21 protein-coding genes are annotated in these 25,584 nt (G+C 66.7%); 4 read left to right on the top strand and 17 right to left on the bottom strand.

The window, feature by feature from the left end; translation table 11 throughout:
* The first annotated feature begins 65 nt into the window (after positions 1-65).
* Both gltX and gltA read left to right on the top strand, forming a co-directional pair.
* Positions 66-1,487, top strand: a complete 1,422-nt coding sequence (gene gltX / locus FHT98_RS23680; RefSeq protein WP_061968048.1) for a glutamate--tRNA ligase — start codon at positions 66-68, stop codon at positions 1,485-1,487.
* Positions 1,488-1,858: 371 nt separating this feature from the next.
* On the top strand, positions 1,859-3,148 hold the full coding sequence (gene gltA, locus FHT98_RS23675; RefSeq protein ID WP_061968050.1) for a citrate synthase: 1,290 nt from the start codon (positions 1,859-1,861) through the stop codon (positions 3,146-3,148).
* A gap of 239 nt (positions 3,149-3,387) precedes the next feature.
* Here gltA and lpxB read toward each other — a convergent pair whose 3' ends face one another.
* The 11 genes from lpxB to frr all read right to left on the bottom strand — a co-directional run bounded on the left by lpxB (position 3,388) and on the right by frr (position 15,517).
* Positions 3,388-4,560, bottom strand: a complete 1,173-nt coding sequence (lpxB, locus tag FHT98_RS23670; protein ID WP_142115490.1) for a lipid-A-disaccharide synthase — start codon at positions 4,558-4,560, stop codon at positions 3,388-3,390.
* A complete protein-coding gene (locus FHT98_RS23665) occupies positions 4,560-5,429 on the bottom strand; it encodes an LpxI family protein (RefSeq protein ID WP_142115489.1) in 870 nt (289 codons plus the stop codon). The genes lpxB and FHT98_RS23665 overlap by 1 nt, the downstream gene beginning before the upstream one ends.
* Complete coding sequence (gene lpxA, locus FHT98_RS23660) at positions 5,426-6,235, bottom strand: acyl-ACP--UDP-N-acetylglucosamine O-acyltransferase (RefSeq protein ID WP_142115488.1); 810 nt, start codon at positions 6,233-6,235, stop codon at positions 5,426-5,428. Before lpxA ends, FHT98_RS23665 begins: the two co-directional genes overlap by 4 nt.
* 35 nt (positions 6,236-6,270) lie before the next feature.
* On the bottom strand, positions 6,271-6,729 hold the full coding sequence (fabZ, locus tag FHT98_RS23655) for a 3-hydroxyacyl-ACP dehydratase FabZ (protein WP_061968054.1): 459 nt from the start codon (positions 6,727-6,729) through the stop codon (positions 6,271-6,273).
* A 194-nt stretch (positions 6,730-6,923) separates the two neighbouring features.
* Complete coding sequence (gene lpxD / locus FHT98_RS23650) at positions 6,924-7,985, bottom strand: UDP-3-O-(3-hydroxymyristoyl)glucosamine N-acyltransferase (RefSeq protein WP_142115487.1); 1,062 nt, start codon at positions 7,983-7,985, stop codon at positions 6,924-6,926.
* A gap of 130 nt (positions 7,986-8,115) precedes the next feature.
* A complete protein-coding gene (bamA, locus tag FHT98_RS23645; RefSeq protein ID WP_091859144.1) occupies positions 8,116-10,614 on the bottom strand; it encodes an outer membrane protein assembly factor BamA in 2,499 nt (832 codons plus the stop codon).
* Between the two features lie 216 nt (positions 10,615-10,830).
* Entirely contained in the window at positions 10,831-11,979 is a 1,149-nt protein-coding gene (gene rseP, locus FHT98_RS23640) for an RIP metalloprotease RseP (RefSeq protein ID WP_091859141.1), read from the bottom strand.
* A gap of 129 nt (positions 11,980-12,108) precedes the next feature.
* On the bottom strand, positions 12,109-13,290 hold the full coding sequence (gene dxr / locus FHT98_RS23635; protein ID WP_142115486.1) for a 1-deoxy-D-xylulose-5-phosphate reductoisomerase: 1,182 nt from the start codon (positions 13,288-13,290) through the stop codon (positions 12,109-12,111).
* A 5-nt stretch (positions 13,291-13,295) separates the two neighbouring features.
* Complete coding sequence (locus tag FHT98_RS23630; protein WP_142115485.1) at positions 13,296-14,123, bottom strand: phosphatidate cytidylyltransferase; 828 nt, start codon at positions 14,121-14,123, stop codon at positions 13,296-13,298.
* Positions 14,120-14,878 (bottom strand): isoprenyl transferase, encoded by a 759-nt coding sequence (locus tag FHT98_RS23625; protein WP_142115484.1) that lies wholly within the window; start codon positions 14,876-14,878, stop codon positions 14,120-14,122. The genes FHT98_RS23630 and FHT98_RS23625 overlap by 4 nt, the downstream gene beginning before the upstream one ends.
* A gap of 75 nt (positions 14,879-14,953) precedes the next feature.
* Positions 14,954-15,517 carry a ribosome recycling factor gene (frr, locus tag FHT98_RS23620; protein ID WP_061968065.1) on the bottom strand — a complete coding sequence of 188 codons (564 nt, stop codon included), beginning with the start codon at positions 15,515-15,517 and terminating at the stop codon, positions 14,954-14,956.
* 247 nt (positions 15,518-15,764) lie between these two features.
* On the opposite strand from frr, the gene FHT98_RS23615 reads away from it, so the two are divergent.
* Entirely contained in the window at positions 15,765-16,178 is a 414-nt protein-coding gene (locus FHT98_RS23615; RefSeq protein WP_113585067.1) for a VOC family protein, read from the top strand.
* A gap of 10 nt (positions 16,179-16,188) precedes the next feature.
* On the opposite strand, the gene pyrH is transcribed toward FHT98_RS23615, so the two are convergent.
* From pyrH to FHT98_RS23595, 4 genes are all read right to left on the bottom strand, one after another.
* The gene (gene pyrH / locus FHT98_RS23610) at positions 16,189-16,896 is read right to left on the bottom strand and encodes a UMP kinase (RefSeq protein ID WP_061968066.1); all 708 of its coding nucleotides are present in this window, start codon (positions 16,894-16,896) and stop codon (positions 16,189-16,191) included.
* 108 nt (positions 16,897-17,004) lie between these two features.
* Positions 17,005-17,928 carry a translation elongation factor Ts gene (tsf, locus tag FHT98_RS23605; RefSeq protein ID WP_142115483.1) on the bottom strand — a complete coding sequence of 308 codons (924 nt, stop codon included), beginning with the start codon at positions 17,926-17,928 and terminating at the stop codon, positions 17,005-17,007.
* A 249-nt stretch (positions 17,929-18,177) separates the two neighbouring features.
* Positions 18,178-19,170, bottom strand: coding sequence for a 30S ribosomal protein S2 (locus FHT98_RS23600; protein ID WP_142115482.1), 993 nt, complete (start codon positions 19,168-19,170; stop codon positions 18,178-18,180).
* A gap of 250 nt (positions 19,171-19,420) precedes the next feature.
* On the bottom strand, positions 19,421-19,810 hold the full coding sequence (locus tag FHT98_RS23595) for a pore-forming ESAT-6 family protein (protein ID WP_061968071.1): 390 nt from the start codon (positions 19,808-19,810) through the stop codon (positions 19,421-19,423).
* Positions 19,811-20,025: 215 nt separating this feature from the next.
* Here FHT98_RS23595 and FHT98_RS23590 point away from each other — a divergent pair, with 215 nt between their 5' ends.
* Positions 20,026-21,180 (top strand): GGDEF domain-containing protein, encoded by a 1,155-nt coding sequence (locus FHT98_RS23590; RefSeq protein ID WP_142115481.1) that lies wholly within the window; start codon positions 20,026-20,028, stop codon positions 21,178-21,180.
* 14 nt (positions 21,181-21,194) lie between these two features.
* On the opposite strand, the gene pncA is transcribed toward FHT98_RS23590, so the two are convergent.
* Together pncA and dnaE are read right to left on the bottom strand one after the other, a co-directional pair.
* Positions 21,195-21,821 carry a bifunctional nicotinamidase/pyrazinamidase gene (pncA, locus tag FHT98_RS23585; RefSeq protein ID WP_142115480.1) on the bottom strand — a complete coding sequence of 209 codons (627 nt, stop codon included), beginning with the start codon at positions 21,819-21,821 and terminating at the stop codon, positions 21,195-21,197.
* A gap of 9 nt (positions 21,822-21,830) precedes the next feature.
* Positions 21,831-25,304, bottom strand: coding sequence for a DNA polymerase III subunit alpha (dnaE, locus tag FHT98_RS23580; protein WP_142115479.1), 3,474 nt, complete (start codon positions 25,302-25,304; stop codon positions 21,831-21,833).
* Positions 25,305-25,584 lie beyond the last annotated feature (280 nt).

Below are 25,584 nucleotides of genomic sequence, written 5' to 3'. Positions count from 1 at the left end.
CTCAACCTGCGCCATCCCCTGTCTTGCCCCGGACGGCCCACGCCGCCCGGCCGGAGTTTCCTCCCATGAGCAACGCCGTCGTCACGCGCTTTGCGCCCTCGCCCACCGGTTTCCTGCATATCGGCGGAGCCCGGACCGCGCTGTTCAACTGGCTCTATTCGCGCCGGCAAGGCGGCAAGATGCTGCTGCGCATCGAGGATACCGACCGGGAACGCTCGACTGACGCGGCGATCGCCGCGATTCTCGACGGGCTGGAATGGCTCGGCCTCGATTGGGACGGGCAGACCGTCTACCAGTTCCAGCGCGTGGCGCGGCATCGCGAGGTCGCCGAGCAGATGCTTGCCGCCGGCAAGGCCTATCACTGCTATGCGACCCAGGCCGAGCTCGAGGAGATGCGCGAGAAGGCACGCGCCGAGGGCAAGCCGCTGCGCTATGACGGGCGCTGGCGCGACCGCGACCCGGCGACGGCGCCGGAAGGCGCAAAGCCGGTGATCCGCCTCAAGGCGCCGCAGACCGGCGAGACCGTGGTCAATGACGAGGTCCAGGGCCGCGTCGTCTGGCAGAACGAGAATCTCGACGACCTCGTGCTGCTGCGCTCGGACGGCACGCCGACCTATATGCTCGCCGTCGTCGTCGACGACCACGACATGGGCGTCACCCATATCATCCGCGGCGACGACCACCTGACCAATGCCGCCCGCCAGACCCAGATCTACGAGGCGCTGGGCTGGGACGTGCCGAGCATGTCGCATATCCCGCTGATCCACGGCTCGGATGGCGCCAAGCTCTCCAAGCGGCATGGCGCGCTCGGCATCGATGCCTATCGCTCGATGGGCTATCTGCCGGCGGCTCTGCGCAACTATCTGGTGCGGCTGGGCTGGAGCCATGGCGACCAGGAGGTCTTCTCGACGCAGGAGATGATCGACGCCTTCAATCTCTCCTCGATCGGCCGCTCGCCGGCACGCTTCGACTACGCCAAGCTGGAGAACCTCAACGGGCTCTACATGCGCCAGTCCGATGATGTGGAGCTGCTCGCTGCGCTCAAGGTCATCCTGCCGGAGATCGGACCGGCGCGTGGACTTGGGCCGACGCTCTCGCCCGAGCTGGAGGCCAAATTCCTCGCCGCCATGCCCGGCCTCAAGGAGCGCGCCAAGACGCTGATCGAACTGCTCGACAGCGCCTTCTATCTCTATGCCCAGCGCCCGCTGCAGCTCGACGACAAGGCCAAGGGCCTGCTCGACGAAGCCGCGCGCCAGCGCCTGCCGAAGATCGCGGAGAAGCTCGCGGCCGTCGGCGACTGGACGCCTGCGCCGCTCGAAGCGGCGGTGCGCGCCTATGTCGAGGAAAGCGGGCTCAAGCTCGGCCAGGCCGCGCAGCCGCTGCGCGCAGCGCTGACCGGCCGGGCGATGTCGCCGGGCCTCTTCGACGTCATGGCCGTTCTGGGTCGTGAAGAGACGCTGGCGCGGCTCGCCGACCAGACGGCTTGAACGGCTCCGATCCAGGTTTTGGCCTGCCCGAAAAGCCTGCCAACTCCCGATCCCATGGACCGACCGCCGCCTTGCGAAAGGCGACGGCACTGATGCTCGCGCAGATATGAGCCCAGCGCGGTTCCAACCGCCTTTTGGCTCGGTTGAATGCGCTGCGCAAATGGTCTAGTGACGCGCATGTGCATTGCACCGCGGCAACGTGGCGAGGCACGAATATTGCTTGTAAATCAGTCACATGGACCGACTTCTCCCTTCTCCTTCCGACATGTGTTCGTCATATCGCGGCCTTCGGATGAGAGATGCCCGGCGCGCAAGCGCGGAGAGGCGAAACCGGGGCTGAACAGCAGCGAGCCTTGAAAGGATCGGTATCGATGAGCGGAAATACGAGCCAGCTCCAGGTCGGCGACAAGACCGTCGACATGGCGATCAAGGAGGGGTCGGTCGGCCCCGCCGTCATCGACATCGCCAAGCTTTACGCCCAGACGGGCATGTTCACCTACGATCCCGGCTTCACCTCGACGGCGAGCTGCGAGTCGCAGATCACCTATATCGACGGCGACAAGGGCGTGCTGCTCTATCGCGGCTACCCGATCGAGCAGCTCGCCGAGCACGGCGACTTCCTCGAGACCTGCTACCTGCTGCTCGAGGGCGAGCTGCCGACGGCCGCCCAGAAGGCCGATTTCGACTATCGCATCACGCGCCACACCATGGTGCACGAGCAGATGGCCCGCTTCTTCCAGGGCTTCCGCCGCGACGCCCACCCGATGGCGGTGATGGTCGCCTCGATCGGCGCGATGTCGGCGTTCTATCACGACTCGACCGACATCTCGGACCCGCATCAGCGCATGATCGCTTCGATGCGCATGATCGCGAAGGTGCCGACGCTCGCCGCGATGGCCTACAAGTACACGATCGGCCAGCCCTTCGTGTATCCGCTGAACTCGCTGGACTACACCTCGAACTTCCTGCGGATGTGCTTCGCGGTGCCGGCCGAGGAATACAAGGTCAACCCGGTGCTGTCGCGCGCGCTCGACCGCATCTTCATCCTGCACGCCGACCATGAGCAGAACGCCTCGACCTCGACGGTGCGCCTCGCCGGTTCCTCGGGCGCCAATCCCTTCGCCTGCATCGCGGCCGGCACGGCCTGCCTGTGGGGGCCCGCCCATGGCGGCGCCAACGAAGCCGCGCTCAAGATGCTCGAGGAGATCGGCTCGGTCGACAACATCCCGAAATACATCGCCAAGGCGAAGGACAAGAACGATCCGTTCCGCCTGATGGGCTTCGGCCACCGGGTCTACAAGAACTACGATCCGCGCGCCAAGATCATGCAGAAGACCACGCATGAGGTGCTGAACGAGCTCGGCATCAAGGACGACCCGCTGCTCGACGTCGCGGTCGAGCTGGAGCGCATCGCGCTCTCCGACGAGTATTTCATCGAGAAGAAGCTCTACCCGAATATCGACTTCTATTCGGGCATCACCCTCAAGGCGATGGGCTTCCCGACCTCGATGTTCACGGTGCTCTTCGCGGTTGCCCGCACGGTCGGCTGGATCGCGCAGTGGAAGGAAATGATCGAGGACCCGTCCCAGAAGATCGGCCGCCCGCGCCAGCTCTATACCGGCTCGGCACAGCGTGATTACCCGCCGATCGGCCGCCGCTGATCGCAGAGATATCGGCTATCCGGAAAGGCGCGCGGCGAAAGCCTCGCGCCTTTTTTCGTGGTGAATTGGCCGTGATCGCCCCGGGGCCGCTGATTGCCAGGGAGCCGCGCAGTCGTTCCAACGCCGTCATGCTCGCCCTTGTGGCGGGCATCCACGTCTTGAACGCCGGATAGACTGGATGAAGGCGTGGATGGTCGGGACAAGCCCGACCGTGACAGAAGGCGCCGTGCGCGCTTCTGTCAGCCCGCCTGTTCGGACGGCAGGAGTGCCAGCGCCGCCGCGACCGCGTTCGCCGCAGGGCTCGGCCCGGCCGAGCGCATGATGGTCTCGACCTCGATGAAGCCGTCGAGCTGTTCCTGGCGCTTGTCGCCCTCGGCCAGGGCGGCGAGGAGATGGCTGCTCAGCGCCTCCGCCGTCGCCTCCTCCTGAATGAATTCTGGAACGATGCTGCGGCCGAGGATCAGGTTGGGCAGGATCACGCTCGGCAGCTTGACGAGGCGGCGCGCCAGAAACGCCTCCCAATTCGCCCCGCGATAGGCTGCGACCGTCGGGATCTGCGACAAGGCAAGCTCCAGCGTCACCGTTCCGGATGCCGCCAGCGCCGCGCGGGCCCCGCGGAATGCCGCCAGCTTCGCCGCGTCGCCAGTCACGATCTCGGGTCCGACCGGCCAGCGCGCTGCCGCTTCGGCGATCATCGCCTGAAGCCGCGGCACGGCCGGCAAGGCGAAGCGGGCACCGGGCACAACTGCCGCGACCTTCGCCACCGCCTCGCCGAAGACCGGCATCAGATGGTGGATCTCGGAACGCCGGCTGCCGGGAAGGACGAGCACCAGCGGCCGCCCCGCGTCGTCGCGACGACGCTGCTCATCCGCATCCGGGCGCATCTCGTCGAGCCGCTCCATCAGCGGGTGGCCGACATAGATCGTCTCGGGGCCGTGCAAGCGGGCGAGCGCAGCGGGCTCGAAGGGCAGCAGGGCAAGGATGCGATCGACATGCGGCGCCATCCGCCTTGCGCGGCCGGAACGCCAGGCCCAGACGCTGGGGCAGACCCAGTGCACGATCGGGATGGAAGGCGCCCGCGCCCTCACCTTCTTCGCGACGCGCAGGCAGAAATCCGGGCTATCGATCGTCAGCAGCAGATCGGGCTCGAAAGCGGCGATGCCGCGTGCCGCATCCTCCATCCGCCGCAGCAGCAAGGGCAGGCGCGCGATCACCGGGCCGAAGCCCATCACCGCGATATCGGCCTGGGGAAAGAGCGGCCTGAGCCCGGCCTCGGGCAGGCCGTGGTCGCCGACGCCGCAAAGCTCGATCGGGCGATCACCCAATCGCTCGCGCAGCGCGGCGAGGAAGCGCAGGGCCAGGGCATCGCCCGACGCCTCGCCGGCGATGACGCCCAAGCGGAACGGCCGCATCAGGCAAAGCCCTCGACGAAAAGGCCGAGATCGTCTGCCTGCCGGCCGAGCGCAGCACGGTCGCCGACTAGGACCTCGCCGGCCCGGACACCGATGCCGGAGAGCCCGGCCTCGGCAATGTTGCGCAGGGTATCCGGCCCGATGGCAGGCATATCGACGCGCAGGTCCTGCCCCGTCTTCGGAACCTTCACGAGGAAGCCGTCGCCCTTGCCGATCTTGAGGCGCCCGCGCGCGACGAGATCGGCGACCCGCCGGATCATCGCATCCGTGCCTTCGGCAGCCTCGATCGCGACGACACGATGATCGGCCAGGATGGCCGCCTGCCCGACGTCGAAGGGAGACAGCGCCGCCAGCAATGCGAAGCCGCGTTCAAGCTCGGCGCGCTGTTCCGCAGAGGCCTGCCGGCGGCCAAGTGCCCCGCGTGGCGCCGTCATCTCGGGGGCTATCTCGGCCGGCCCGTGGACGCAAAAGCCCTGCATCTCGAAGAAGCGGACGACGCCGCGCAGCAGATGATCATCACCGCCCAGAAAGGCCTTGGCGAAATGCGGCATGTATTTCAGCGTCGAGACCTCGGGGCGCAACGAGCCGAAGCTCGGCCGCGGCAGGGCGCCCAGCATCACGATATCGGCGATGCTGCGCCGGCGCAGCTCTTCGAGCAGGCTGCCGAGTTGGCCCAAGCGATATGTCCTGATATCCGCGCCGTCACCGAAAGCGGCGGGATCGGCCGCCCCATCCAGCGCCGCGATATAGGGGCGCTCGCCCTTGTCCGTTACGATGCGGGCGAGCTGGAGCGGATAGTCGCCGCTCCCCACGATCATCGCGAGCGGGCCGCGCGGGGCGGCTGCATCGGCCGGACGGTCGGTGTTCACCGCTCCGCGACGGTGGCGTCCCGCGGCGTGCAGAGCGCCTTGTCGCCGCCTTCCCTGATGAAATTCAGGATCTCATGGACCAGAGGGTCCTCGCTGAACTCGGCCGCGACATCCTCGACACGCTCGGTCAAGGTCCCCTCGGCCGCGAAGAGCAGCCGATAGGCACGGCGCAGCTCGTGGATCTGCTCGCGCGTGAAGCCGCGCCGCTTGAGGCCGATGAGATTGAGCCCGACCAGATGCGCGGGGTTGTCACGAATGGTCCCGAACGGAATGACATCGCTCAGCACGCCGGCTCCGCCGCCGATGAAGGCATGGTCGCCGATACGGATGAACTGCTGCAGGCCGGCACCGCCGCCGACAATGACGAAATTCCCGATCGTGACATGGCCGGCGCACATCACATTGTTCGAGAAGATGATGTTGTTGCCGAGACGGCTGTCATGGCCGACATGCGAATTGGCCAGGAAAAAGCAGCGATCACCAACGCTGGTGATCATGCCGCCGCCTTCCGTGCCGGGGTTCATGGTGACCCCCTCGCGGATCTGGCAATCCGCCCCGATCGTCAGTGTCGAGGGCTCGCCACGATACTTCACGTCCTGCGGCGGGTGGCCGATCGACGCGAAGGGGAAGATTCGTGTGCGCGGGCCGATCGTGGTCCGGCCGGCCACGACCGCATGGCTGACGAGCTCGACGCCCTCGCCGAGCACGACATCGGGGCCGACCTGGCAGAACGGGCCGATCGTCACGCCCGCGCCGAGCTGCGCCTTCGGGTCGACCAGCGACATGGGATGAATGGAGACGCTCATCGAGACGCTGCCCTGATCCTGAACCGCCGCGCCGCTCAAACGACCATCGCCGAAATCTCGGCTTCGGCCACGAGCACCCCGTCGACGCGGGCCTCGCCGCGATAGAAGAAGATGTTGCGCTTGCGGGCGAGCTTGGTGAGGTGGAAGCGGATCTGGTCGCCAGGCGTGACAGGCTTGCGGAACTTCGCCTTGTCGATCGTGGTGAAGAGGACGGACTTGACCTCCTGCGCACCGACCTCGCGGGCATTCACGACCAGGACGCCGGCCGTCTGGGCCATCGCCTCGATCATCAGCACGCCCGGAAACACCGGCCGTTCCGGGAAGTGGCCGGTGAACTGGGGTTCGTTGACCGTGACGTTCTTGATCCCGACGCCGGACGTATCGCCATCGATCTCGACGACGCGATCGACCAGCAGAAACGGATAACGGTGGGGGATGCTGGCCATGATCTTCTGGATGTCGATCACACCCAGTGCCGTCGTCGCCTCGCTCATGGTCTGTCTTCTCCCGCGTGCCGTCGCCGGGCAGCGCCTTGTATTCACGTCAGTGGCCGGGAGCAGGCAACGTTCCTGCAACCCGCCACGATTTCAAAGCCTTCCGCCGCTTTGCCGGAAACGGAGCGGGTTCGGCAACAAAATTCTTGGCATCGGGAGCAGAAAGCCCCCCATCGGACGGCGAAACGCCTGGCTCAACCCTGCGATGCGCCCGGCTTCTTGCCGCGATTGGCCACCAGCGTCTTGAGCAACGCGGTCTCGCGCGCCCAACCGAGCGCGGGCTGGGCGGGATATCCGCCATAGCGCGCGCCGCGTGGAACATCGCCGGCGACACCGCTCTGCGCCGCGATCTGTGCGCCGACGCCGATGGTGAGATGACCGGCGAGCCCGACCTGGCCGCCAAGCACCACGAAATCCTCGAGCGTGGAAGAACCTGCAAGGCCGGTCTGGGCGCAGATCACGCAATGACGGCCGATGACGCAGTTATGGCCGATCTGGACGAGGTTATCGATCTTGGTGCCTTCGCCGATCACCGTGTCGCGGCTGGCGCCACGGTCGATCGTGCTGTTGGCACCGATCTCGACATCGTCCTGAATGATGACGCGGCCGATCTGCGGCACCTTCATGTGCCCCTTGGGGCTCATCGCGAAGCCGAAACCGTCCTGCCCGATCCGCGCGCCGGGGTGGATAATGACCCGGTTGCCGATCAGGGACGCCTGGATCGTACTGCCCGCCCCGATCGAGCAGTTGCGCCCGATCCGGACCTGCGGGCCGATGACCGCATGCGAGGCGACGACGGTCCCTGCCCCGATCTCGGCCCCAGGGCCGATGACCGCGCCGGGATCGACGGTGACGCCCGCCTCGAGGACGGCCGTGGCATGGACGATGGCACCCGGCGCGACGCCCTGCGAGGCGAAGATCGATTCAGGCTTCAGTGCGCTCGGAAAGCAGCGCGCCATGATCTTCGCGAAGGCGTGATACGGCGCCGGCGACACCAGGGTCACCGTTCCCGCCGGCACACGATCGGCGAAACGCGGCGAGACGATGCACAGGCCCGCCTTGGTTGCCGCCAGGGCATCCGTGTATTTCGGATTGTCCATATAGGCGAGATCGGCCGGACCAGCCGTTTCGAGGGCGGCGATGCCGTCGATCCTGCGGGTCGACTCCACGCCCTCCGGCAAGGTGCCGCCTGAAATGCTTGCGACCTCGCCGAAGTCCAGCGAGGTCGCGAACGGAAAGAAAACTGGCTCTGCCATGATCCGGTCCGGAGCGGGATCGCCGCGCATCCCACGGGACGCGAGAATGGCGATCCATGTCGTTGTTATCGCACCGATTTCTTCCCGGGAAGTGGAGCCACTTCCCGGTCGATGCTCAAGCCCGCCTACGTCAGAAGCGGGTGCCGCCCGAGAAGCGGAAGGCCTGGAGGCGGTCGCCGCCGTACTTGCCGACAAGGCCGGTCTGCGGGTTCAGCCCGATCTGGCCTTCGTCCTTGGTCAGGGCGTAGGCGTAATCGAACCGGATCGGTCCGAGCGGCGACTGCCAGAGCAGGCTCACGCCGACCGACGAACGCAGCATGTTCTTGTCGCGGATACAGCCGATGCTCGACTGGGCACCGCCGGTCACGACATTGTACTGACGCGCCTCCGAGCCGGCCGGGCAAGCGAAAGCCACCGACTTCGAGCCGCCGTCATAGTTGAACAGCGTGCCGGCATCGGCGAAGACCGCGCCGCGCAGGCCAAGGTCACGCGGCAGGCCGAAGATCGGGAACTGCACCTCGACCGTACCGCCGAAATAGGTGGTTCCACCGACCGCGTTCGCCGTCGGGTCGTTCAGCACGTCGCGCGGGCCGATGCCGGACGGCGCGAAACCACGCACCAGCGACGGGCCGAGGAAGTAGTGATCGACCATGCGCAGGTTGCCGCTGGTCGCCTGGACGTGACCGCCCTGGACGCGCAGGAAGCCGACGACGTCGTCGAAGATCTCGCGGTAGTAACGAGCATCAGCCGAGATACGCAGGAACTTCGAGTCGCCGCCGAGGCCGGCGAATTCCGGCTTCAGCTCGGCCGAGAAGCCGTTGCGCGGGTTCTGCACGCTGTCGAGCGAGTTGTAGTTGAAGTTCAGGCCGACGAGAGAGGTCAGGGTCGAGCCCTGGGCCTCCTTGACCGCCACCGTCGCTTCGCCGTTGGTCACGCAGTTCAGGGGCGCGCTGGCGCCACCGGTCGGCGTGACGCCCGGGATCGGGAAGGTGCAGTCGTTATAGGGACGGCTGAACTCGTTCGGGATGGTAATCTCGGTCTGGTAGATCGAGTACCGCGGCGTGATCGAGAACTCTTCCGTGATCGGGAAGGTGAAGCGAACCTGCCCACCGGTCACGCGGCTTTCGAAACGGCCGGTGTTGTAGTTGTCGTTGAACTTCGAGAACAGATCGATACCGGCCGCCACGCGATAGCCGAGGAAATAAGGCTCGGTGAACGAGAAATCGACACCCTGCGTCCTCTCGCCGAGCGTGCCGGCGATGCGGACGAACTGGCCGCGGCCGAGGAAGTTCGATTCCGACAGCGAGACCTCGCCGATGACGCCGTCCGAGGTCGAGTAACCACCGGCGACGGAGAACGAACCGGTCGCCTTGTCCTCGACGTCGATATTGACGACCACGCGATCCGGCGCCGAGCCCGGCTCGTTGGTGATGCGGACCTTGTTGAAGAAGCCGAGATTGTTCAGGCGACGCTCGGCGCGGTCGACCATGACCTTGTTGTAGGCATCGCCCTCGCCGAGATCGAGCTCGCGGCGAACCACATAGTCGCGGGTCCGGGTGTTGCCGCGCACGTTGATGCGCTCGACATAGACGCGCGGGCCCTCGTCGACGACATAGGTGATGCCGATCTGGCGGCCTGCAGCGTCACGGTCGCCGCGCGGACGAACCTGGGCGAAGGCATGGCCGCGGCGGGCCACTTCCGTGGTCAGCGCAACCAGCGACTTCTCGACCGCCTCGGCGTTGTAGGTATCGCCCGTGGAGGTCGCGACATAGCGCTGCAAGGCAGCCGCATCGACATCGCGCAGCGAGGAATCGACCGTAACGTTGCCGACCTGATATTGCTGGCCTTCCTCGACCTGGATGTCGATGACCCAGCCGCCGGCCGCCTCGTCGAAGCGGGCGCCGCTGTTGACGATCTGGAAGTCGGCGTAGCCGTTCTTCAGGTAGAAGCGGCGAATGAGATCCATGTCGGAATTGATCCGATCGGGATCATAGACGTCGGAGGTCTTGATCCAGCTCAGGAAATTCGATTCCGTCGACGTCATCAACCCGCGCAGGCGCCCGCCGGAATAGGCCTGGTTGCCGCTGAAGTTGATCGACTTGATGCCGGTCTTGCCGCTCTCGTTGATGGTGAAGACGATATCCTGGCGGCCGTTCGGCAGAGGAGCGACGCGCGCGCTGACCGAAGACAGCCCGTAGCCCGCCCGCTTGTAGGCTTCGCGCAGGCGCTCGATATCGGAATTCATCAGCGCCTGGCTGACCGGACCGCCGGCACGCGACTGCACGATCTGCGCGAGCTGCTCGCCCTTCAGCTTGCGGTTACCTTCGAAGGCGACCCGGTTGGCCGTACCGCCCTGCTCCTGAACCGCAACGACGATCTGCGAACCGCGGCGGTTGACCTGGACGCTGCTGAACAGGCCGGTCGCCAGCAGGCTCTCGCGGATTTCCTGCGGGTTTTCACGGCCGACCGCGTAGGAGCGGATCGTCTCCGCATCGACGCGGCGGTTACCGTGGACGACCACGGCCTGCGCGAAAGCCACACCACCACTCACGGCCAGCATCAAAGCCGAAAGTCCGATCGATCGAGAGAGCCGCGTCTTGGTCGTCCGGCTCTGTTGGGTCGACGTCATCGGGTCGCCTATTCCATCTCTCTGGTCACCACCCCAAACGGGGACCGCCATCTAGCGACAGCAGCACGGGGACATTGCGGTTCAAACGCTTCTACAAAGTTTCCAGCAGGGTGCAAACCGCGATCATCGTTAATAAAGCGTTTTTAGAAATCTCGTTGCCGCCGGGCCACGCAGCGTGCCGTTTTTCCGCCGCAAAGCGCCTTCCGTGGGCCGATTTCAGAGCAGGCCGCGGACATGAACGATGTCGTTCCAGGTCACGAACAGCATCAGCATCAGGACGAGCGCGAGGCCAACCCGAAAGCCGATTTCCTGTGCGCGTGGGCTCAAGGGCCGGCCGCGCAGCGCCTCATAGAGATAGAACAGCAGGTGCCCGCCATCGAGCATGGGAACCGGCACCAGATTCATCAGGCCGATCGAGACCGAGAGGATCGCAGCAAGATTGATCAGCCCGAGCAGCCCGCTGCTCGAAGCGACGATGCCGGAGACCTGCGCGATCCGAATCGGACCGGAGAGCTGGTCGGTGGATTCGCGGCCGGTCACCAGCTTGGCGACGTAGTCATAGGTCCGCGTCACGACGAACCAGGTCTCGGTGAAGCCGGCCTTGGTGGAGTCGACCAATCCGAATCGCTGCGTCTTCCAATCCTCGGGACGCGGCGACGCCTTGACGCCGATCACGCCAATGCGCTGCGTGCCGAGCTTGGTCTTTATCTCGGTCAGCGCCGGCGTCACCGGCAGGGTGAGCGTGCCGCCGTCGCGCTCCACGGAAACCTCAAGACGCTCGTCGGGCCGGATCGAGACGATGCGCTGCATGTCGGAGAAGCTGCCGACCGACTGGCCGTCGATGGCGATCACGATGTCGCCCGCCTTCAGGCCGGCCCGCTCCGCCGCGCTGCCGGCGACGACGGCGTCGACGCGCGGGATCAGCACCTGCTTGCCGAAGAAGAAGGTCGAGCCGGCGAAGATCACGATCGCCAGCAGGAAATTCGCGATCGGGCCGGCGGCGACGATCGCCGCCCGCTCACCGAGCGACTGCGCGGGGAACGAGCGCGCACGCTCCTGCGCCGACATCCGGCTCACCGCCTCGTCGTCGGGCGCGCTGGAGGCATCGGCGTCGCCCGAGAACTTGACGTAGCCGCCGAGCGGAATCAGCGCGAAGCGCCAGCGCGTGCCATGCCGGTCATTGAACCCGAAGATCTCGCGGCCGAAGCCGATCGAGAACGTCTTGACGTCGACCCCGCACCAGCGGCCGACGAGGAAATGCCCGAGTTCATGGACGAAAACGACAGTGGTCAGGACGAACAGGAACGGCAGCAGATAGCCAAGCAGGAAATGCCCGGCATTCCAGAGAGACGCTGCGAATTCCATGAACCTATTCCCCCGGGGGTCCTAGATCATCGCGCGTGCGATCGGACGCGATCACGATGATCTAGCTCATTGGTGCTGCATCGGACCGAAAAGTGGAATCCACTTTTCGGTCCGATGCAATAACAGCCTCTAGGTGACAGTGAACCGCGCTTGCGACAAGAGCGAGGCAGCCCGCCGTCTTGAATCTTGGTCAATGGCGAGCGCGGAAGCGACATCGCGCGGCACCTCCGACCCGGCGGGAGAGGCTGCGCAGACAGCTTCCACCAGCGCGGCGATAGCGGGGAAGCCAAGCCGCCTCTCCAGGAAGGCCGCGACGGCGACTTCGTTGGCGGCATTGAGCACGGCCGGCATGGCGCCGCCCTCGCGCAAAGCGGCGATCGCGAGGCCGAGCGCCGGGAAACGGACGAGATCGGGCCGCTCGAAGCTCAGCGGCGCCGCCAGAGCGAGATCGAGGAAGCGCTGAGGCGGCGCGTCGAGGCGGCCGTCGATGCCGAGGCAATGCGCCGCTGCGACCCGCATGTCCGGCACCGCCATGCCGGCGCTGACCGAGCCGTCGCGGAAGGTCACGAGGCCGTGGACGATCTGCTGGGGATGGACGAGCACATCGAGCTGATCGGGTTTCAGATCGAACAGGAACCGGGCCTCGATCAGCTCCAGCCCCTTGTTCATCATGCTGGCGGAATCGATCGTGATCTTGGCGCCCATCGCATAGTTCGGGTGCTTCAGCGCCTGGTCGGGGGTCGCCGCAGCGATGCGCTCCATGCTCCAGGTCCGGAACGGGCCGCCGGAGGCCGTCAGCGTCATGCTGCGGACCGAAGCGAGGGGTTCGCCGCCCAGAACCTGGAACAGGGCGTTGTGCTCGGAATCGAGCGGCAGCAGGCGGGCGCCGACCTCGGCCGCCCGCGCCATCACAGCCTCGCCGGCACAAACCAGGCTTTCCTTGTTGGCGAGCGCGATCGTGCGCCCGGGCAGGAGCGCCGCGAAGGTCGCCTCCAGTCCGGCAGCGCCGGAGATCGCGCTGACGACGATATCGGCCGGGCGGTCGACCGCCTCCAGCACGGCGGAACGCCCTGCCCCGCTGGCGATGCCCGTGCCGGAGAGCGCCTGCTTCAGTGCTTCGCCGCCGGCAGCATCGGCGAGCGCGGCAAAGGATGCGCCCACCTCGATCGCGGCCCGGGCCAGCGCATCGGCATCACGGCCGCCGACCACGACCGCAATGGAGAGGCGCTCGGGATTCTCGGCGACGACGTCGCGGACCGAACGTCCGACGGAGCCGGTCGCTCCCAGAAGCGTGACGCTGCGCAAGGGCATCGGTCTCAGACGTTGATGTGCAGGGCGAAGAGCGCGAAGCCGGCGAGCACCAGCACCGCCCAATAGCCATCGAGCCGATCGAGGAAGCCGCCATGGCCGGGGATGAGCTTGCTCGAATCCTTGGCGTCGAAGCGGCGTTTCAGGGCGGATTCGAACAGGTCTCCGGCCTGGCTGACGACCGAGCCGGCGAACGAGGCGGCAACCACGGGCCCGGCCGCCGTCATGCCTTGCAGCGCCGGCATCCATCGCCAGACGAGGTAGCCGCCGATCATTCCGGCCACGGCGCCGCCGATCGCGCCCGACCAGGTCTTCTTCGGGCTGACGGCCGGCATCAGCTTCGGGCCACCGAGCTTTCGGCCGGTGAAATAGGCGGCGATATCGGTGAGCCAGACGACGGCGAAGCTCCACAGGATCAGGGCGAGGCCTATTCCGGCGAGATCGCGCAGCGCTGGCGTGACCAGCGCGAAGGCCAGCGCATAGGCGACGCCACAGAACTCCAGCGCCAGACGCGAGCGCACGAAGGGCGTCGCAAGCGCACCCAGGAGCGCTATGGCCGAGGCCGTACCCGCAAGCGCCGCCGGACTTGCAGGGGAAAAGGACAGCGCCAAGCCGGCGGCGACCACCGCGATGCCCGCCGGGATCGCATTGCCGCGGCCGATGATCGCGAGCCATTCATAGGCGACGAGCCCGGCAACCAAAATCCAGACCAGCCGGAACGGCCAGCCGCCCCAGATCGTGACGAGCAGGATCAGCGCGCCCAGGACCAGCGCCGAAGCGACCCTGAGCCTCAGCTCGGAGCCGGATCGCGGCGCAGAGGCGCCCGGCTCATTCACGCTACGCCTACGCTGCGGTCGGAGGGGGCGGCAAGACCGCCGAAACGCCGCTCGCGCTGACGATACTGCGCCAGAGCCTCCTCGAAGGCGGCCCGGTCGAAATCAGGCCACATCACCGGGGCGAAGATGAACTCGGCATAGGCTGCCTGCCAGAGCAGGAAGTTCGAGATGCGGGTCTCGCCCGAGGTCCGGATGACCAGCTCGGGATCCGGAAGGTCGTGGGTGTCGAGCTGACCGGCGATCGCAGCCTCGTCGATCGCGGCCGGGTCGATCCGCCCTGCGGCGACCTCAGCCGCCAGCCGGCGTGTCGCACGCATGATCTCGTCGCGGGAGCCGTAATTGAAGGCGATCACCAGCACGAGACCGGTATTGTCGCGCGTGCTGGCCTCGGCGTGCTCGACAAGGCGGCGCAGGTCGGCTGCGAGATCGTCCCGGCTGCCGATGATGCGGACCCGGACATTGGCGGCGGAGAGTTCTGCGAGATCCTTCTCGACGAAATGCTTGAGCAACCCCATCAGGAAGGAGACTTCCGCATAGGGCCGGCGCCAGTTCTCGGTCGAGAAGGAGTAGAGGGTCAGGACCTGGATGCCGAGATCGCTGGCATTCCGGACCGTGCGGCGCAGCGCCTCCAGCCCACGGCGATGGCCCTCCTGCCGCGGCAGCCCGCGCATCTGCGCCCAGCGTCCGTTGCCGTCCATGATGATGGCGACATGAGCCGGGTTGGACACGCCTGCGTCGCGCTGACCGGATGACATGCGGATGAGCCTCGCTCGGCTGCGGCCGAAGGAGCGCGGGAGGTCCCCCGCGCGGGAGATCGAACGTCCAGACGATCAGACGTGCAGGATTTCCTTTTCCTTCGTCGCCAGAGCCTGGTCGATCTCGGCGATATGCTGGTCCGTCGCCTTCTGGACCAGATCGGAATTGCGGGCGGCGTCGTCCTTGGTCATGTCGCCGTCCTTCTCGAGCTTCTTGACGACGTCGATGCCGTCGCGGCGGACATGGCGCACGGAGACCTTGGCTTCCTCGGCATATTTATGCGCGACCTTGACCATCTCCTTGCGGCGCTGCTCGTTCAGCTCGGGGATGCGGATGCGCAGGACCTGGCCTTCCGTCTGCGGGTTGAGGCCGAGATCGGACTCGCGCACCGCCTTGTCGACGGCCTGGACCATCGAGCGGTCCCAGACCTGGACGCTGAGCAGGCGCGGCTCCGGCACGCTGACCGTGGCGAGCTGGCTCAGCGGCGTGCGGGCGCCATAAGCCTCGACCTGGATCGGGTCGAGCATGTTGGCGGAGGCGCGGCCGGAGCGCAGCGAGGCGAGATCGCCCTTGAAGGACTGCACCGCACCGGCCATGCGGCGCTTGATGTCGGCGAGGTCGAACGTCGTCTGGGCCATTTCAATCGGGACCTTGCAGGTAATTCAAAATCGGCGAGACCATGGCGGCGGGGCCGCGCAGGGTCAAGATTTACATCCTCGAACAGCATTTTCCCCCGGATTGGGCAAGGGAAAAGCGTCGATCCGGGCGGATCATGACCGGGTAGCGGCACGACCCGCTGGTTCCCGGCTCATGGATGCCCATCTCATCCTAGAGACCGGCCGGCCCGTCGGCCAGCGCCGGCCGCAAGGAACCGTGGAGAAAACCGTGCCTCGCCTCAACCGCATCATCGAGACCGCGCTTTATGTCGACGACCTCGACCGCGCCCGCGCCTTCTACGAGGACAAGCTGGGCCTCGCCCCCCTGCTCAAGACGAAGACACTCTTCGCCTACGACGTCGGGGGAGCAAACGTGCTGCTGCTGTTCCTGCGTGGCGCCTCGCTCCAGACCCAGAGCGCGGCCGGCGGCACCATCCCGCCGCATGACGGCAGCGGGCCGCTGCATATCGCCTTCGCGATCGACGCGGAAGAGCTTGCGGCCTGGGAGGCGAAGCTCGGCCAGCTCGACATCGCCGTGGAAGGGCGGATGCAATGGGAGCGCGGCAGCACGAGCCTGTATTTCCGCGATCCCGACGGGCATCTCCTCGAACTGGCGACGCCCCGTCTCTGGCGGACCTACTGAGGCGATTGCCTCAAGGCGTGACGTAAGTCGCCCTGCCCTCGCCGCGCAGGACGGCGGCCAGCATTCCTGGCTCGGCAATCGAGAAGACGACGATGGTCAGGCTCGCGTCGCGGGCGAGCGCGAAGGCGGCGGTATCCATGACCTTGAGGTCGCGCTTGATCGCGTCCTCATGGGTCAGCGTGTCGTAGCGGGTCGCAGCCGGGTCCTTCTTCGGATCGGCGCTGTAGACGCCGTCGACCTGCGTCGCCTTGAGCAGATGGCTGCAGCCCAGCTCGGCCGCGCGCAAAGCAGCACCAGTGTCGGTGGTGAAATACGGGTTGCCGGTGCCGCCGCCGAGGATGACGACCTTGCCGTTGCTAAGATGATCGAGCGCGCGCTTGCGGGCATAGCTCTCGCAGAGCGAGGGCATCGGCACCGCCGACATGGCGCGCGCCGGGGCGCCGGCGGCCTCGATCGAATGCTCCAGGGCGAGCGCGTTCATCACCGTGCCGAGCATGCCGATCGAATCGGCCGTGGTCCGGTCGAGCCCCTTGTTGAGGCCCTGGACGCCACGGAAGAAGTTGCCGCCGCCAACGACGATGCCGATCTCGACGCCTTCACGGGAAGCATGGGCGATGTCGGCGGCGAGCGCCGTCAGCGTGACGCCGTCCAGGCCGTTTCCGACCGGACCGGCAAGAGCTTCGCCGGAGAGCTTCACGAGAACGCGTTGGGGTCTCATCGATGTCTCTCCGTCTCGTTGTGGCCGGCCGCGATTCGACGCGGCCCTATCTTCCTACAAAAAAGGCCGCGCGATGCGCGGCCTTTCTGTCATTCATCACAGGGCTTGTCAGCCCGTGGTGCCGCCGGCGGCAGCGACCTCGGCCGCGAAGTCCTGCTCTTCCTTCTCGATGCCCTCGCCGAGCGCGAAGCGGGCGAAGCCGGTGAGCTGCACGGGAGCGCCGACCTTGCCCTCGATCTCCTTGAGGACCTGCGCGACCGACTTCGAGCCGTCATGGATATAGGCCTGCTCGAGCAGGCAGTATTCCTTGGCGTAGCTCTTCAGGCCGCTCTCGGTGATCTTGGCGAGGACATGCTCGGGCTTGCCGGCGTTCTTCTCGGCCAGGATCGCCTTCTCGCGCTCCAGGACGTCCGGGGCGACCGAAGCGAGGTCGAGCGCAACCGGGTTGGTCGCCGCGACATGCATGGCGAGCTGGCGGCCGAGCGCAGCAAGCTCATCCGACTTGCCGGTCGACTCGAGCGCGACGATGACGCCGATCTTGCCGAGACCATCGGCGATCGCGCCGTGGACATAGGAACCGGTCAGGCCCGAGGAGACCTTGAGCGCGGCGACGCGGCGCAGCGTCATGTTCTCGCCGATGGTGGCGATGGCGTTGGCGATCGCGTCCTGAACGGAGCCGCCGCCCGGATAATGATGGCCCAGCAGAGCGTCGACGTCGCCGCCACGCTCCAGCGCGACATCGGCGATGGTCTTGGCGAGCGCCTGGAATTCCGGGTTGCGCGCGACGAAGTCGGTCTCGGAGTTGACCTCGACGACGACGCCTTCATTGCCCTGCACCGAGACGGCGACGAGGCCCTCGGCGGCGACGCGACCGGCCTTCTTGGCGGCCTTCGACAGGCCCTTGGCGCGCAGCCAGTCGACGGCGGCCTCCATGTTGCCGTCGTTCGCCGAAAGGGCGGTCTTGCAGTCCATCATGCCCGCGCCGGTCTTGTCGCGGAGTTCCTTCACCATCGCGGCGGTGATCGCTGCCATCTGTCTTGTCCTTGCTGTCGGTGCGGCACTGGCCCTGGGACCGGCCGCGGATCGGATTGATGCGGACGCCTTCATGGGGAAACGCCGACGCTCCGTTTCCGGCCGTCGGCGCGTCCTCTAGCTCTTTGGTCTTGCATCGGCTCTGCCCGAAAACCGCGGGCCACTTTTCGGGCCGATGCTCCAAAAGCCGGCGTCAAACGAGAGGCTCGATTGCGACGCGCCGATGACGCGCCGCAAGGGCAAACCGAATTACGCGTCGGCGAGTTCGCGAGCCTGGGCGACCCAGCCCTCGCGCTCGATCTTGCCGCCGAGCTTCAGATCATGGTCGATCTTGGTCACGTCGGCCGGGGTCATCGCCGCGATCTGCCAGAAGTGGTAGATGCCGCCGTCGTTCAGCTTCTGGACCGCATCGGGACCCATGCCCGAGAGCTTGGTCAGGTCGTCCGGAGCGCCGCGCGGGGTGGTCAGCGTCTCGAAGGCGCCGGAAGCGGTCTCGAGAGCTTCCTCGACGACCGGCGCCTCGGCGGCGCCGACATCGATGCCTTGGTCGCCCGAGGCGCGGCCGATGCCGTCGATCGCCGAGCGGGCGATCAGGTCGCAATAGAACTGGATGGCGCGGCCGGCGTCGTCATTGGCCGGGACCGGGAAGGTGATGCCGTCCGGATCCGAATTCGAGTCGACGATCGCGGCGACCGGGATGCCGAGGCGCTGGGCCTCCTTGATCGCGAGCGCTTCCTTGTTGGTGTCGATCACGAAGATCATGTCCGGCGTGCCGCCCATGTCCTTGATGCCGCCGAGAGCCTTCTCGAGCTTGTCGCGCTCACGCGACAGCATCAGGCGCTCCTTCTTGGTCAGGCCCGAGCCGCCGCCGTTGAGCAGCTCGTCGACCTTGCGCAGGCGCTGGATCGAAGCCGAAATGGTCTTCCAGTTGGTCAGCATGCCGCCGAGCCAGCGGGAGTTGACATAATACTGGGCCGAGCGCTTGGCGGCATCGGCGATGGCATCCTGCGCCTGGCGCTTGGTGCCGACGAAGAGGACGCGGCCGCCGCGGGCAACGGTGTCCGACACGGCCTGGAGGGCACGGTGCAGCATCGGCACCGACTGCGACAGGTCGAGGATGTGGATGTTGTTGCGGACGCCGAAGATGTACGGGGACATCTTGGGGTTCCAGCGGTGGGCCTGGTGGCCGAAATGGGCGCCGGCCTCAAGGAGCTGGCGCATGGAGAAATCAGGCAGAGCCATGGTGTTCTAGTCCTTCCGGTTGAGCCTCTGGAGCGCGAATGAACAAGGCATGAGCTGCCACGTCACCGGAACGCCTCGGAAATCGAGGTGATGCACTCCATGTGGGATGGGCTGCGCCTTACAGGGGATAGCGCAGCATTGCAAGCCGGCGCGGTCCAGAAAACCGGAAGCGCGCCTTGATAAGGCCCATGCGGGTACCGCATGGGCCCATTCAGAAGCGGGCGCGGGACCTGCCCCCGCCCTCGCCTCACTACGGCAGCTTGGCGCCCATCTGCTTCACGAGATCGCCGATCTGCTTGCAAAAGGTCGCAGGCGTGCCGTTCTGTGCCTTGGCGATGACCTCGATGTCCTGCTCCATACCCATGGCGGAGATCGTACCCTTGCGACCAGCGGCTTCGGCGGCATCGCCGCCGCTGACATCAGCGGGCGCCGGAATCATCGCGACCAGCTTCTTCTGGACGTCGGCAGCGGCAGCGTCGGTGTACCCCTTGTCGGCACAATAGCCGAGGATGCCGAGCTGATTGCGGGCCGCCTGGTAGGCGACCTTGAGCTGGTCGGCCTGGGTCTGCGCGAAAGACGGCGCGACCGAGCCTAAAAACGCGATCGTGGAGGCGACTATCAACGACTTATAAAAGTTCATGGGGAATATCCTCAGCCTATCATGTTCTCAAGCATGCCACGATGCTCTCCCCCCCGCCGCAGCCTGCCTAGCGCGTGCAGCCGGGCCGGACAACCCGGAACGCCGCGGCATCCCCGGCCTCCTGGATCGGACTTGCCGTCGCGGCAGGCTGTATCGGCCGTCGGCGCAGGACGCGAAACGACCCGACGAAGCGATCGTGGGAGGCCGACATCGGCGTGATCCTCGACCTGCGAACGATCTTCGTCACGGGCGCGCTCACCTGCTTCATCATCGGCGCGATGCAGCTGATGACCTTCGCGACCGGCCGCTTCACCCGCAGCCCGGTCTGGTGGGGTGTCAGCAGCCTATGCATCGGCACCGGCCTGCTGGGCGCAGCCTTCCGCGGCACGATTCCCGATATCGTCTCGATCGAGTTCGCGAACACGGCGCTGTTGGCCGGCTGCCTGCTGCTGCTCCTGGGGATTCGAAGCTTCGCGGGCCGGGAACTCAACTGGTTCGGATTCGGGGTGGTGCTTCTCGGCAGCTGGGCGCTGCTCGCGCTGTCACCGGGCATCGAAGGTTATTCCACACGGGTCATGGTCGTTGCGACGGTGATGGCGCTCTGCGACGCCGCCATCGTGCGCGAGGCCGTCCGGCTCGGCCGGCAGGAGGGGCTGCGCTCGGCCTGGCTGCTGGCCATCCTGTTCGCTCCGACAGTCGTGATCTATGCCGGACGCATCGCACTGGCGGCGCTGGACCGGGTCGGCACGACGCTGTTTCCGTCGGAATCGGGAGCGACCGGCTGGCTCGCCGCCAGCGGCGTCGCCTTCATCATCCTCAGAGGCCAGGCCCTGCTGATGCTCGCGGCCGAGCGCAGCAACCGGATGCTGGCAACCCTTGCCCGGCGCGATTCATTGACGGGGGCGATGAACCGTTCCGGCCTGGAGCAATGGCTGGCGCAGCAATCGCGCGGGGAGCGGCGGGCCGCGCTCCTGCTCGTCGACATCGATCACTTCAAGCGGCTCAACGACACGCTCGGCCATGCGGCCGGGGACCGGATCCTGCGCCTGTTCGCAGATTCCGTGCGGGAGCAACTGCGCAGCACCGACATCCTGGCCCGGCAGGGCGGCGACGAATTCGCGATCATCCTGCCCGATGTCGGCGTCAGGGAAGCGGTCCGGGTCGCGGAACGCATCCGCCACGACTTCCGCGACAAGATCGCCGATCTCGCCGAGATCCGGCTGCAGCCGACTCTCAGCATCGGCGTGGCCGAGATCGAACTCGGCGGGCGCGAGCTCGACGACCTGCTGGTCGAGGCCGACGAGGCGCTCTACCGCGCCAAGCGGCTCGGGCGCGACCGCGTCCAGGCACAGCTCAAGCCGGCCGCCTGAAATCGGGCTGAAGCTCAGATCGCGAGGCTTGCAGCGCTGACCCGCCTGATCCCGGCCGCCATCATCTCGGCCCAGGCCCGGTCGAGCGAACCGTCGAGATCGATCGCGCGGCAGGCATCCTCGACCACCACCGTCTCGAAGCCGGCGCGGGCAGCATCCTGCGCCGTCCAGTTCACGCAGAAATCGGTGGCGAGACCGGCGATGACGACCTTCGCAATACCGCGCTCGCGCAGATAGCCTTCCAGCCCCGTCCGCGTCCGGCGATCGGCCTCGACGAAGCCGGAATAGCTGTCGATGCCCGGGCGATATCCCTTGCGGATGACCGCCTCGGCATGGGGCAGGTCGAGGCCGGGATGGAAGGCGGCCCCGGTCGAACCCTGCACGCAATGGTCCGGCCAGAGCACCTGCGGGCCATAGGCCAGTTCGATCGTCCCGAACGGCTTGCGGCCGGGATGGCTGGAGGCGAAGGAGGCGTGCCCTGCGGGGTGCCAGTCCTGCGTCAGCACGACATGGCGGAAGCGGCGTCCGAGCCCATTGACGAGAGGCACGACCGCATCGCCTTCCGGTACGGCAAGGTTGCCGCCCGGACAGAAATCGTTCTGGACGTCGACGACGAGCAGGGCAGTCCGGTCGTCGGCCATAGCGCGCTCCTATTGCAGCCTGACATCGACGACGCCGGGCGCGGCACGCACGGCATTGGCGATCTGCTGGTTGACCGGGAACTTGCCGGGCAATTCGATCTCGACCTCCTGCGCCCCGTCGTCGATGATCATCACGATAGAGACCTTGCCCTCGGCCCGCACGGCCTCGCGGGGACGAATCCGCTCGGCGATCGAGGCCACTGCCTTCTCGTCGCGCAGATAGACGACGAGATCCTGCTTCTGGCGCGCGGCGAGGCCATCGAGTTCCTCGGCATCCTCGATGCGCGGGCGCACCTCTTCGCCGTCGAGCACGGCGGACAGGCGCAGCACCAGCGCCCTGCCCGGCTCCAGCAGATCGCGCAGCTTCATCAGCCCTTCCGAGAACAGCACGGCCTCGAACTGGCCGCTCGGATCGGACAGGTTGACGATGCCCATCTTGGAGCCGGACTTGGTGCGCCGCTCCGACTTGTCGATGACCGAAACCGCGACCTTGCCGACACCGGTGCCGTTGGCGCGCACCGTCTGGGCGAAATCGGCATAGCGCTGCACCCGCAGGCGCTTCAGCACATGCTCGTAATCGTCGAGCGGGTGGCCGGAGAGGAAGAAGCCGACCGCCTCGTGCTCGCGCTTCAGCTTCTCGGCCGGCGCCCACGGCTCGACCTGCGGGATGCGGAAGGCCTCCTGCACCACGCCGCCGCTCAGCAGATCGAACTGGCCGGCCGCCGCCTCGTCGCGCGTGCGGTTGGAGAGCGCCAGCATGCCGTCGAGCGCCGCGACCGCTCGCGCGCGATCCGCCTCCAGCTCGTCGAGCGCGCCGGCGGCGATCAGAGCCTCCAGCGTCCGGCGGTTGACGAGCCTCGTATCGATGCGGCGGGCGAGATCGGCGAGGTCGCGGAACGGGCCGGCGGCCTGCCGCGCCGCCACCAGCGATTCCACCGCCGCAGTGCCGACGCCCTTGATGGCGCCGAGCGCGTAGAAGATCTTGCCGTCGGCGACGTCGAACTCGACGCCGGACTGGTTGATAGCCGGCCGCTCGACCTTGATGCCGAGGCGCTCGGCATCCCGGCGGAATTCCGAGAGCTTGTCGGTGTTGCCCATGTCGAGCGTCATCGACGCGGCCAGGAACTCGACCGGATAATTCGCCTTCAGATAGGCGGTCTGGAAGGCGACGATGGCATAGGCCGCCGCGTGGCTCTTGTTGAAGCCATAATCCGCGAACTTGGCGAGCAGGTCGAAGATCTCGGAGGCGACGTCCTTCTTGATGCCGCCGTCGATCGCGCCCTTCACGAAGCGGTCGCGCTGGGCGTCCATCTCCGCCTTGATCTTCTTGCCCATGGCGCGGCGCAACAGGTCCGCCTCGCCGAGCGAATAGCCCGAGAGCGCCTGCGCCACCTGCATCACCTGTTCCTGGTAGACGATGATGCCGTGGGTCTCGCGCAGATAGGGCTCCATGCCGGGGTGGAGATAGGTCGGATCCTCCAGCCCGAGCTTGCGGCGGCAATAGGTCGGGATGTTGTCCATCGGGCCCGGCCGGTAGAGCGCCACCAGCGCGATCAGGTCCTCGATCCGGTCGGCCTTCATCTCGACCAGCGCCTTGCGCATGCCGACCGATTCCACCTGGAACACGCCGACGGTCTCGCCGCGCGCCAGCATGGCGTAGGTGGTCGGGTCGTCGAAGGGCAGTTGCGCCAGATCGATATGGATGTCGCGCTGGGCGATCAGCTTCACTGCGGTGGTCAGCGTGGTCAGGGTCTTCAGGCCGAGGAAGTCGAACTTCACCAAGCCGGCCTGTTCGACCCATTTCATGTTGAACTGGGTGACGCGCATGCCGGTGCGCGAATCGACCGAGAGCGCGACGAGCTGTTCGAGCGGCCGATCGCCGATCACCACACCTGCAGCGTGAGTCGAAGCATGGCGGTGAAGCCCTTCCAGCTTCTGGCCAATTTCGAGCAGGCGCGCGACGATCGGCTCCTCCTCGGCCGCCTGCTGCAGCTTGGGCTCGCCCTCGATCGCATCCTTCAGCGAGATCGGCTTGGCCGGGTTCTGCGGCACGAGCTTGGTCAGCTTGTCGACCTGGCCATAGGGCATTTCGAGCACGCGGCCGACGTCGCGCAGCACGCCACGCGCCAGCAGCGTGCCGAAGGTGATGATCTGGGCGACGCGCTCCTGCCCGTAATGGTGCTTCACATACTCGATCACCTCTTCACGCCGGTTCTGGCAGAAGTCGATGTCGAAGTCGGGCATCGAGACGCGGTCGGGATTGAGGAAGCGCTCGAAGAGCAGGCCGAAGCGCAGCGGGTCGACGTCGGTGATGGTCAGCGCATAGGCGACGAGCGAACCCGCACCCGAGCCGCGCCCCGGCCCGACCGGAATGTCCTGGTTCTTTGCCCATTTGATGAAGTCCGAGACGATCAGGAAGTAGCCCGGGAACTTCATCCTCGTGATGATCGAGAGCTCGAAATCGAGCCGCTTCTCGTAATCCTCGACGCTGAAGCCCTCGGCCGGGCCGTGCTTGGCCAGCCGCGCGGCAAGGCCGGCGCGCGCCTGTTCCTGCAGCTCCTCGGCTTCGTCGCGGCCCTCCTCGCCGAAGCGCGGCAGGATCGGCTTGCGGGTGGTGACGCGCCAATGGCAGCGCATCGCGATCTCGACCGTGCTCGCCAGCGCTTCCGGCAGGTCGGCGAAGCGCTTCTTCATCTCGGCACGCGAGGCGAAATAATGCTCCGGCGTGACGCGGCGGCGCGTGCCGTCGGAAACGAGGCGCCCTTCCGCCACCGCCAGCAGCGCGTCATGCGCGTCGAAATCGGCAGGCTTGGCGAAGAAGGGCTCGTTGGTCGCGACAATCGGCAGATCGGCGTCGTAGGCGAGGCGCAGGAGATGGGCCTCCCGCGCCGCCTCGCCATCGCCGCCATGGCGCTGGATCTCGACATAGAGCCGGTCGCCATAGATTCCGGCGAGCGTCGCGAGGCGCGAAGCCGCCTGCGGGAGCTGGCCGAGACGCAAGGCAACGTCGATCGGCCCGCCCTGCCCGCCGGTCAGCGCGATCAGTCCCGTATTATAGGCGGCAAGACGCTCGACCGTGGTGACCGGCTGGCCGGAGCCGCCCGTTGCAAGCGCCGCTTCGCTGACGAGCTTCATCAGGTTGCCGTAACCGGCCTCGTCCATGGCGAGCAGGACGATATGCGGCAGGCGCTGCGGCTGCATCGGCTTGCGGCTGCCCTCGCCCTCATCGGCGAAATCGACCGAAAGCTGGACGCCGACGATGGGCTGTAGCCCCGAGCCCGCCAGCTTCTCGGAGAATTCGAGGCCGCCGAAGAGATTGTCGGTATCGGTCAGCGCCAGCGCCGGCTGGCCGTCGGCCACCGCCATCTTGGCCAGCGTCGCGATCGTCATCGCGCCTTCGAGCAGCGAGTAGCTCGAGTGGACATGCAGGTGGACGAAGCCGATCTCCTGGAGAACGCGCGCCTCGCCAGCTTCCCTGCTCATGTCCCACTCCTGCCGCCGCAACCGGGCGACTCGTCGACCCTGATCCCTATGCGCCTCTTATGCGTTCTGGGTGGGGCCTGCGTCGAGACCTTGCGGGCCCGTCTGTGGATGGCTCCTGCCGTGCTCAGACATGCGGGCCGGAGAGGATCGCAGCCCAGAGCCAGATCATGCCGAGGAAGACGCCGAGCGAGGCGATCTCGGCAAGGCCGGCGGCGAGTTTACGCGCTGCAGTCATGAGAACCTCCTGCGTTCTTGGTAGGTTCAGTTTAGTTCATGATTT

This window comes from Allobosea sp. AK1 (assembly GCF_006714945.1).
Taxonomy (GTDB): Bacteria; Pseudomonadota; Alphaproteobacteria; order Rhizobiales; family Beijerinckiaceae; genus Allobosea; species Allobosea robiniae.
This window is presented reverse-complemented; position numbering and strand designations above follow the sequence as displayed.

Excerpts from the sequence above, each read along its gene's own strand:
- gltX (WP_061968048.1), top strand. The coding sequence starts at position 66 with ATGAGCAACGCCGTCGTCACGCGCTTTGCGCCCTCGCCCACCGGTTTC.
- gltA (WP_061968050.1), top strand. The coding sequence starts at position 1,859 with ATGAGCGGAAATACGAGCCAGCTCCAGGTCGGCGACAAGACCGTCGAC.
- lpxB (WP_142115490.1), bottom strand. The coding sequence starts at position 4,560 with ATGCGGCCGTTCCGCTTGGGCGTCATCGCCGGCGAGGCGTCGGGCGAT.
- lpxA (WP_142115488.1), bottom strand. The coding sequence starts at position 6,235 with ATGAGCGTCTCCATTCATCCCATGTCGCTGGTCGACCCGAAGGCGCAG.
- fabZ (WP_061968054.1), bottom strand. The coding sequence starts at position 6,729 with ATGAGCGAGGCGACGACGGCACTGGGTGTGATCGACATCCAGAAGATC.
- lpxD (WP_142115487.1), bottom strand. The coding sequence starts at position 7,985 with ATGGCAGAGCCAGTTTTCTTTCCGTTCGCGACCTCGCTGGACTTCGGC.
- bamA (WP_091859144.1), bottom strand. The coding sequence starts at position 10,614 with ATGACGTCGACCCAACAGAGCCGGACGACCAAGACGCGGCTCTCTCGA.
- rseP (WP_091859141.1), bottom strand. The coding sequence starts at position 11,979 with ATGGAATTCGCAGCGTCTCTCTGGAATGCCGGGCATTTCCTGCTTGGC.
- dxr (WP_142115486.1), bottom strand. The coding sequence starts at position 13,290 with ATGCCCTTGCGCAGCGTCACGCTTCTGGGAGCGACCGGCTCCGTCGGA.
- FHT98_RS23625 (WP_142115484.1), bottom strand. The coding sequence starts at position 14,878 with ATGTCATCCGGTCAGCGCGACGCAGGCGTGTCCAACCCGGCTCATGTC.
- frr (WP_061968065.1), bottom strand. The coding sequence starts at position 15,517 with ATGGCCCAGACGACGTTCGACCTCGCCGACATCAAGCGCCGCATGGCC.
- pyrH (WP_061968066.1), bottom strand. The coding sequence starts at position 16,896 with ATGAGACCCCAACGCGTTCTCGTGAAGCTCTCCGGCGAAGCTCTTGCC.
- tsf (WP_142115483.1), bottom strand. The coding sequence starts at position 17,928 with ATGGCAGCGATCACCGCCGCGATGGTGAAGGAACTCCGCGACAAGACC.
- FHT98_RS23600 (WP_142115482.1), bottom strand. The coding sequence starts at position 19,170 with ATGGCTCTGCCTGATTTCTCCATGCGCCAGCTCCTTGAGGCCGGCGCC.
- FHT98_RS23595 (WP_061968071.1), bottom strand. The coding sequence starts at position 19,810 with ATGAACTTTTATAAGTCGTTGATAGTCGCCTCCACGATCGCGTTTTTA.
- pncA (WP_142115480.1), bottom strand. The coding sequence starts at position 21,821 with ATGGCCGACGACCGGACTGCCCTGCTCGTCGTCGACGTCCAGAACGAT.
- dnaE (WP_142115479.1), bottom strand. The coding sequence starts at position 25,304 with ATGAGCAGGGAAGCTGGCGAGGCGCGCGTTCTCCAGGAGATCGGCTTC.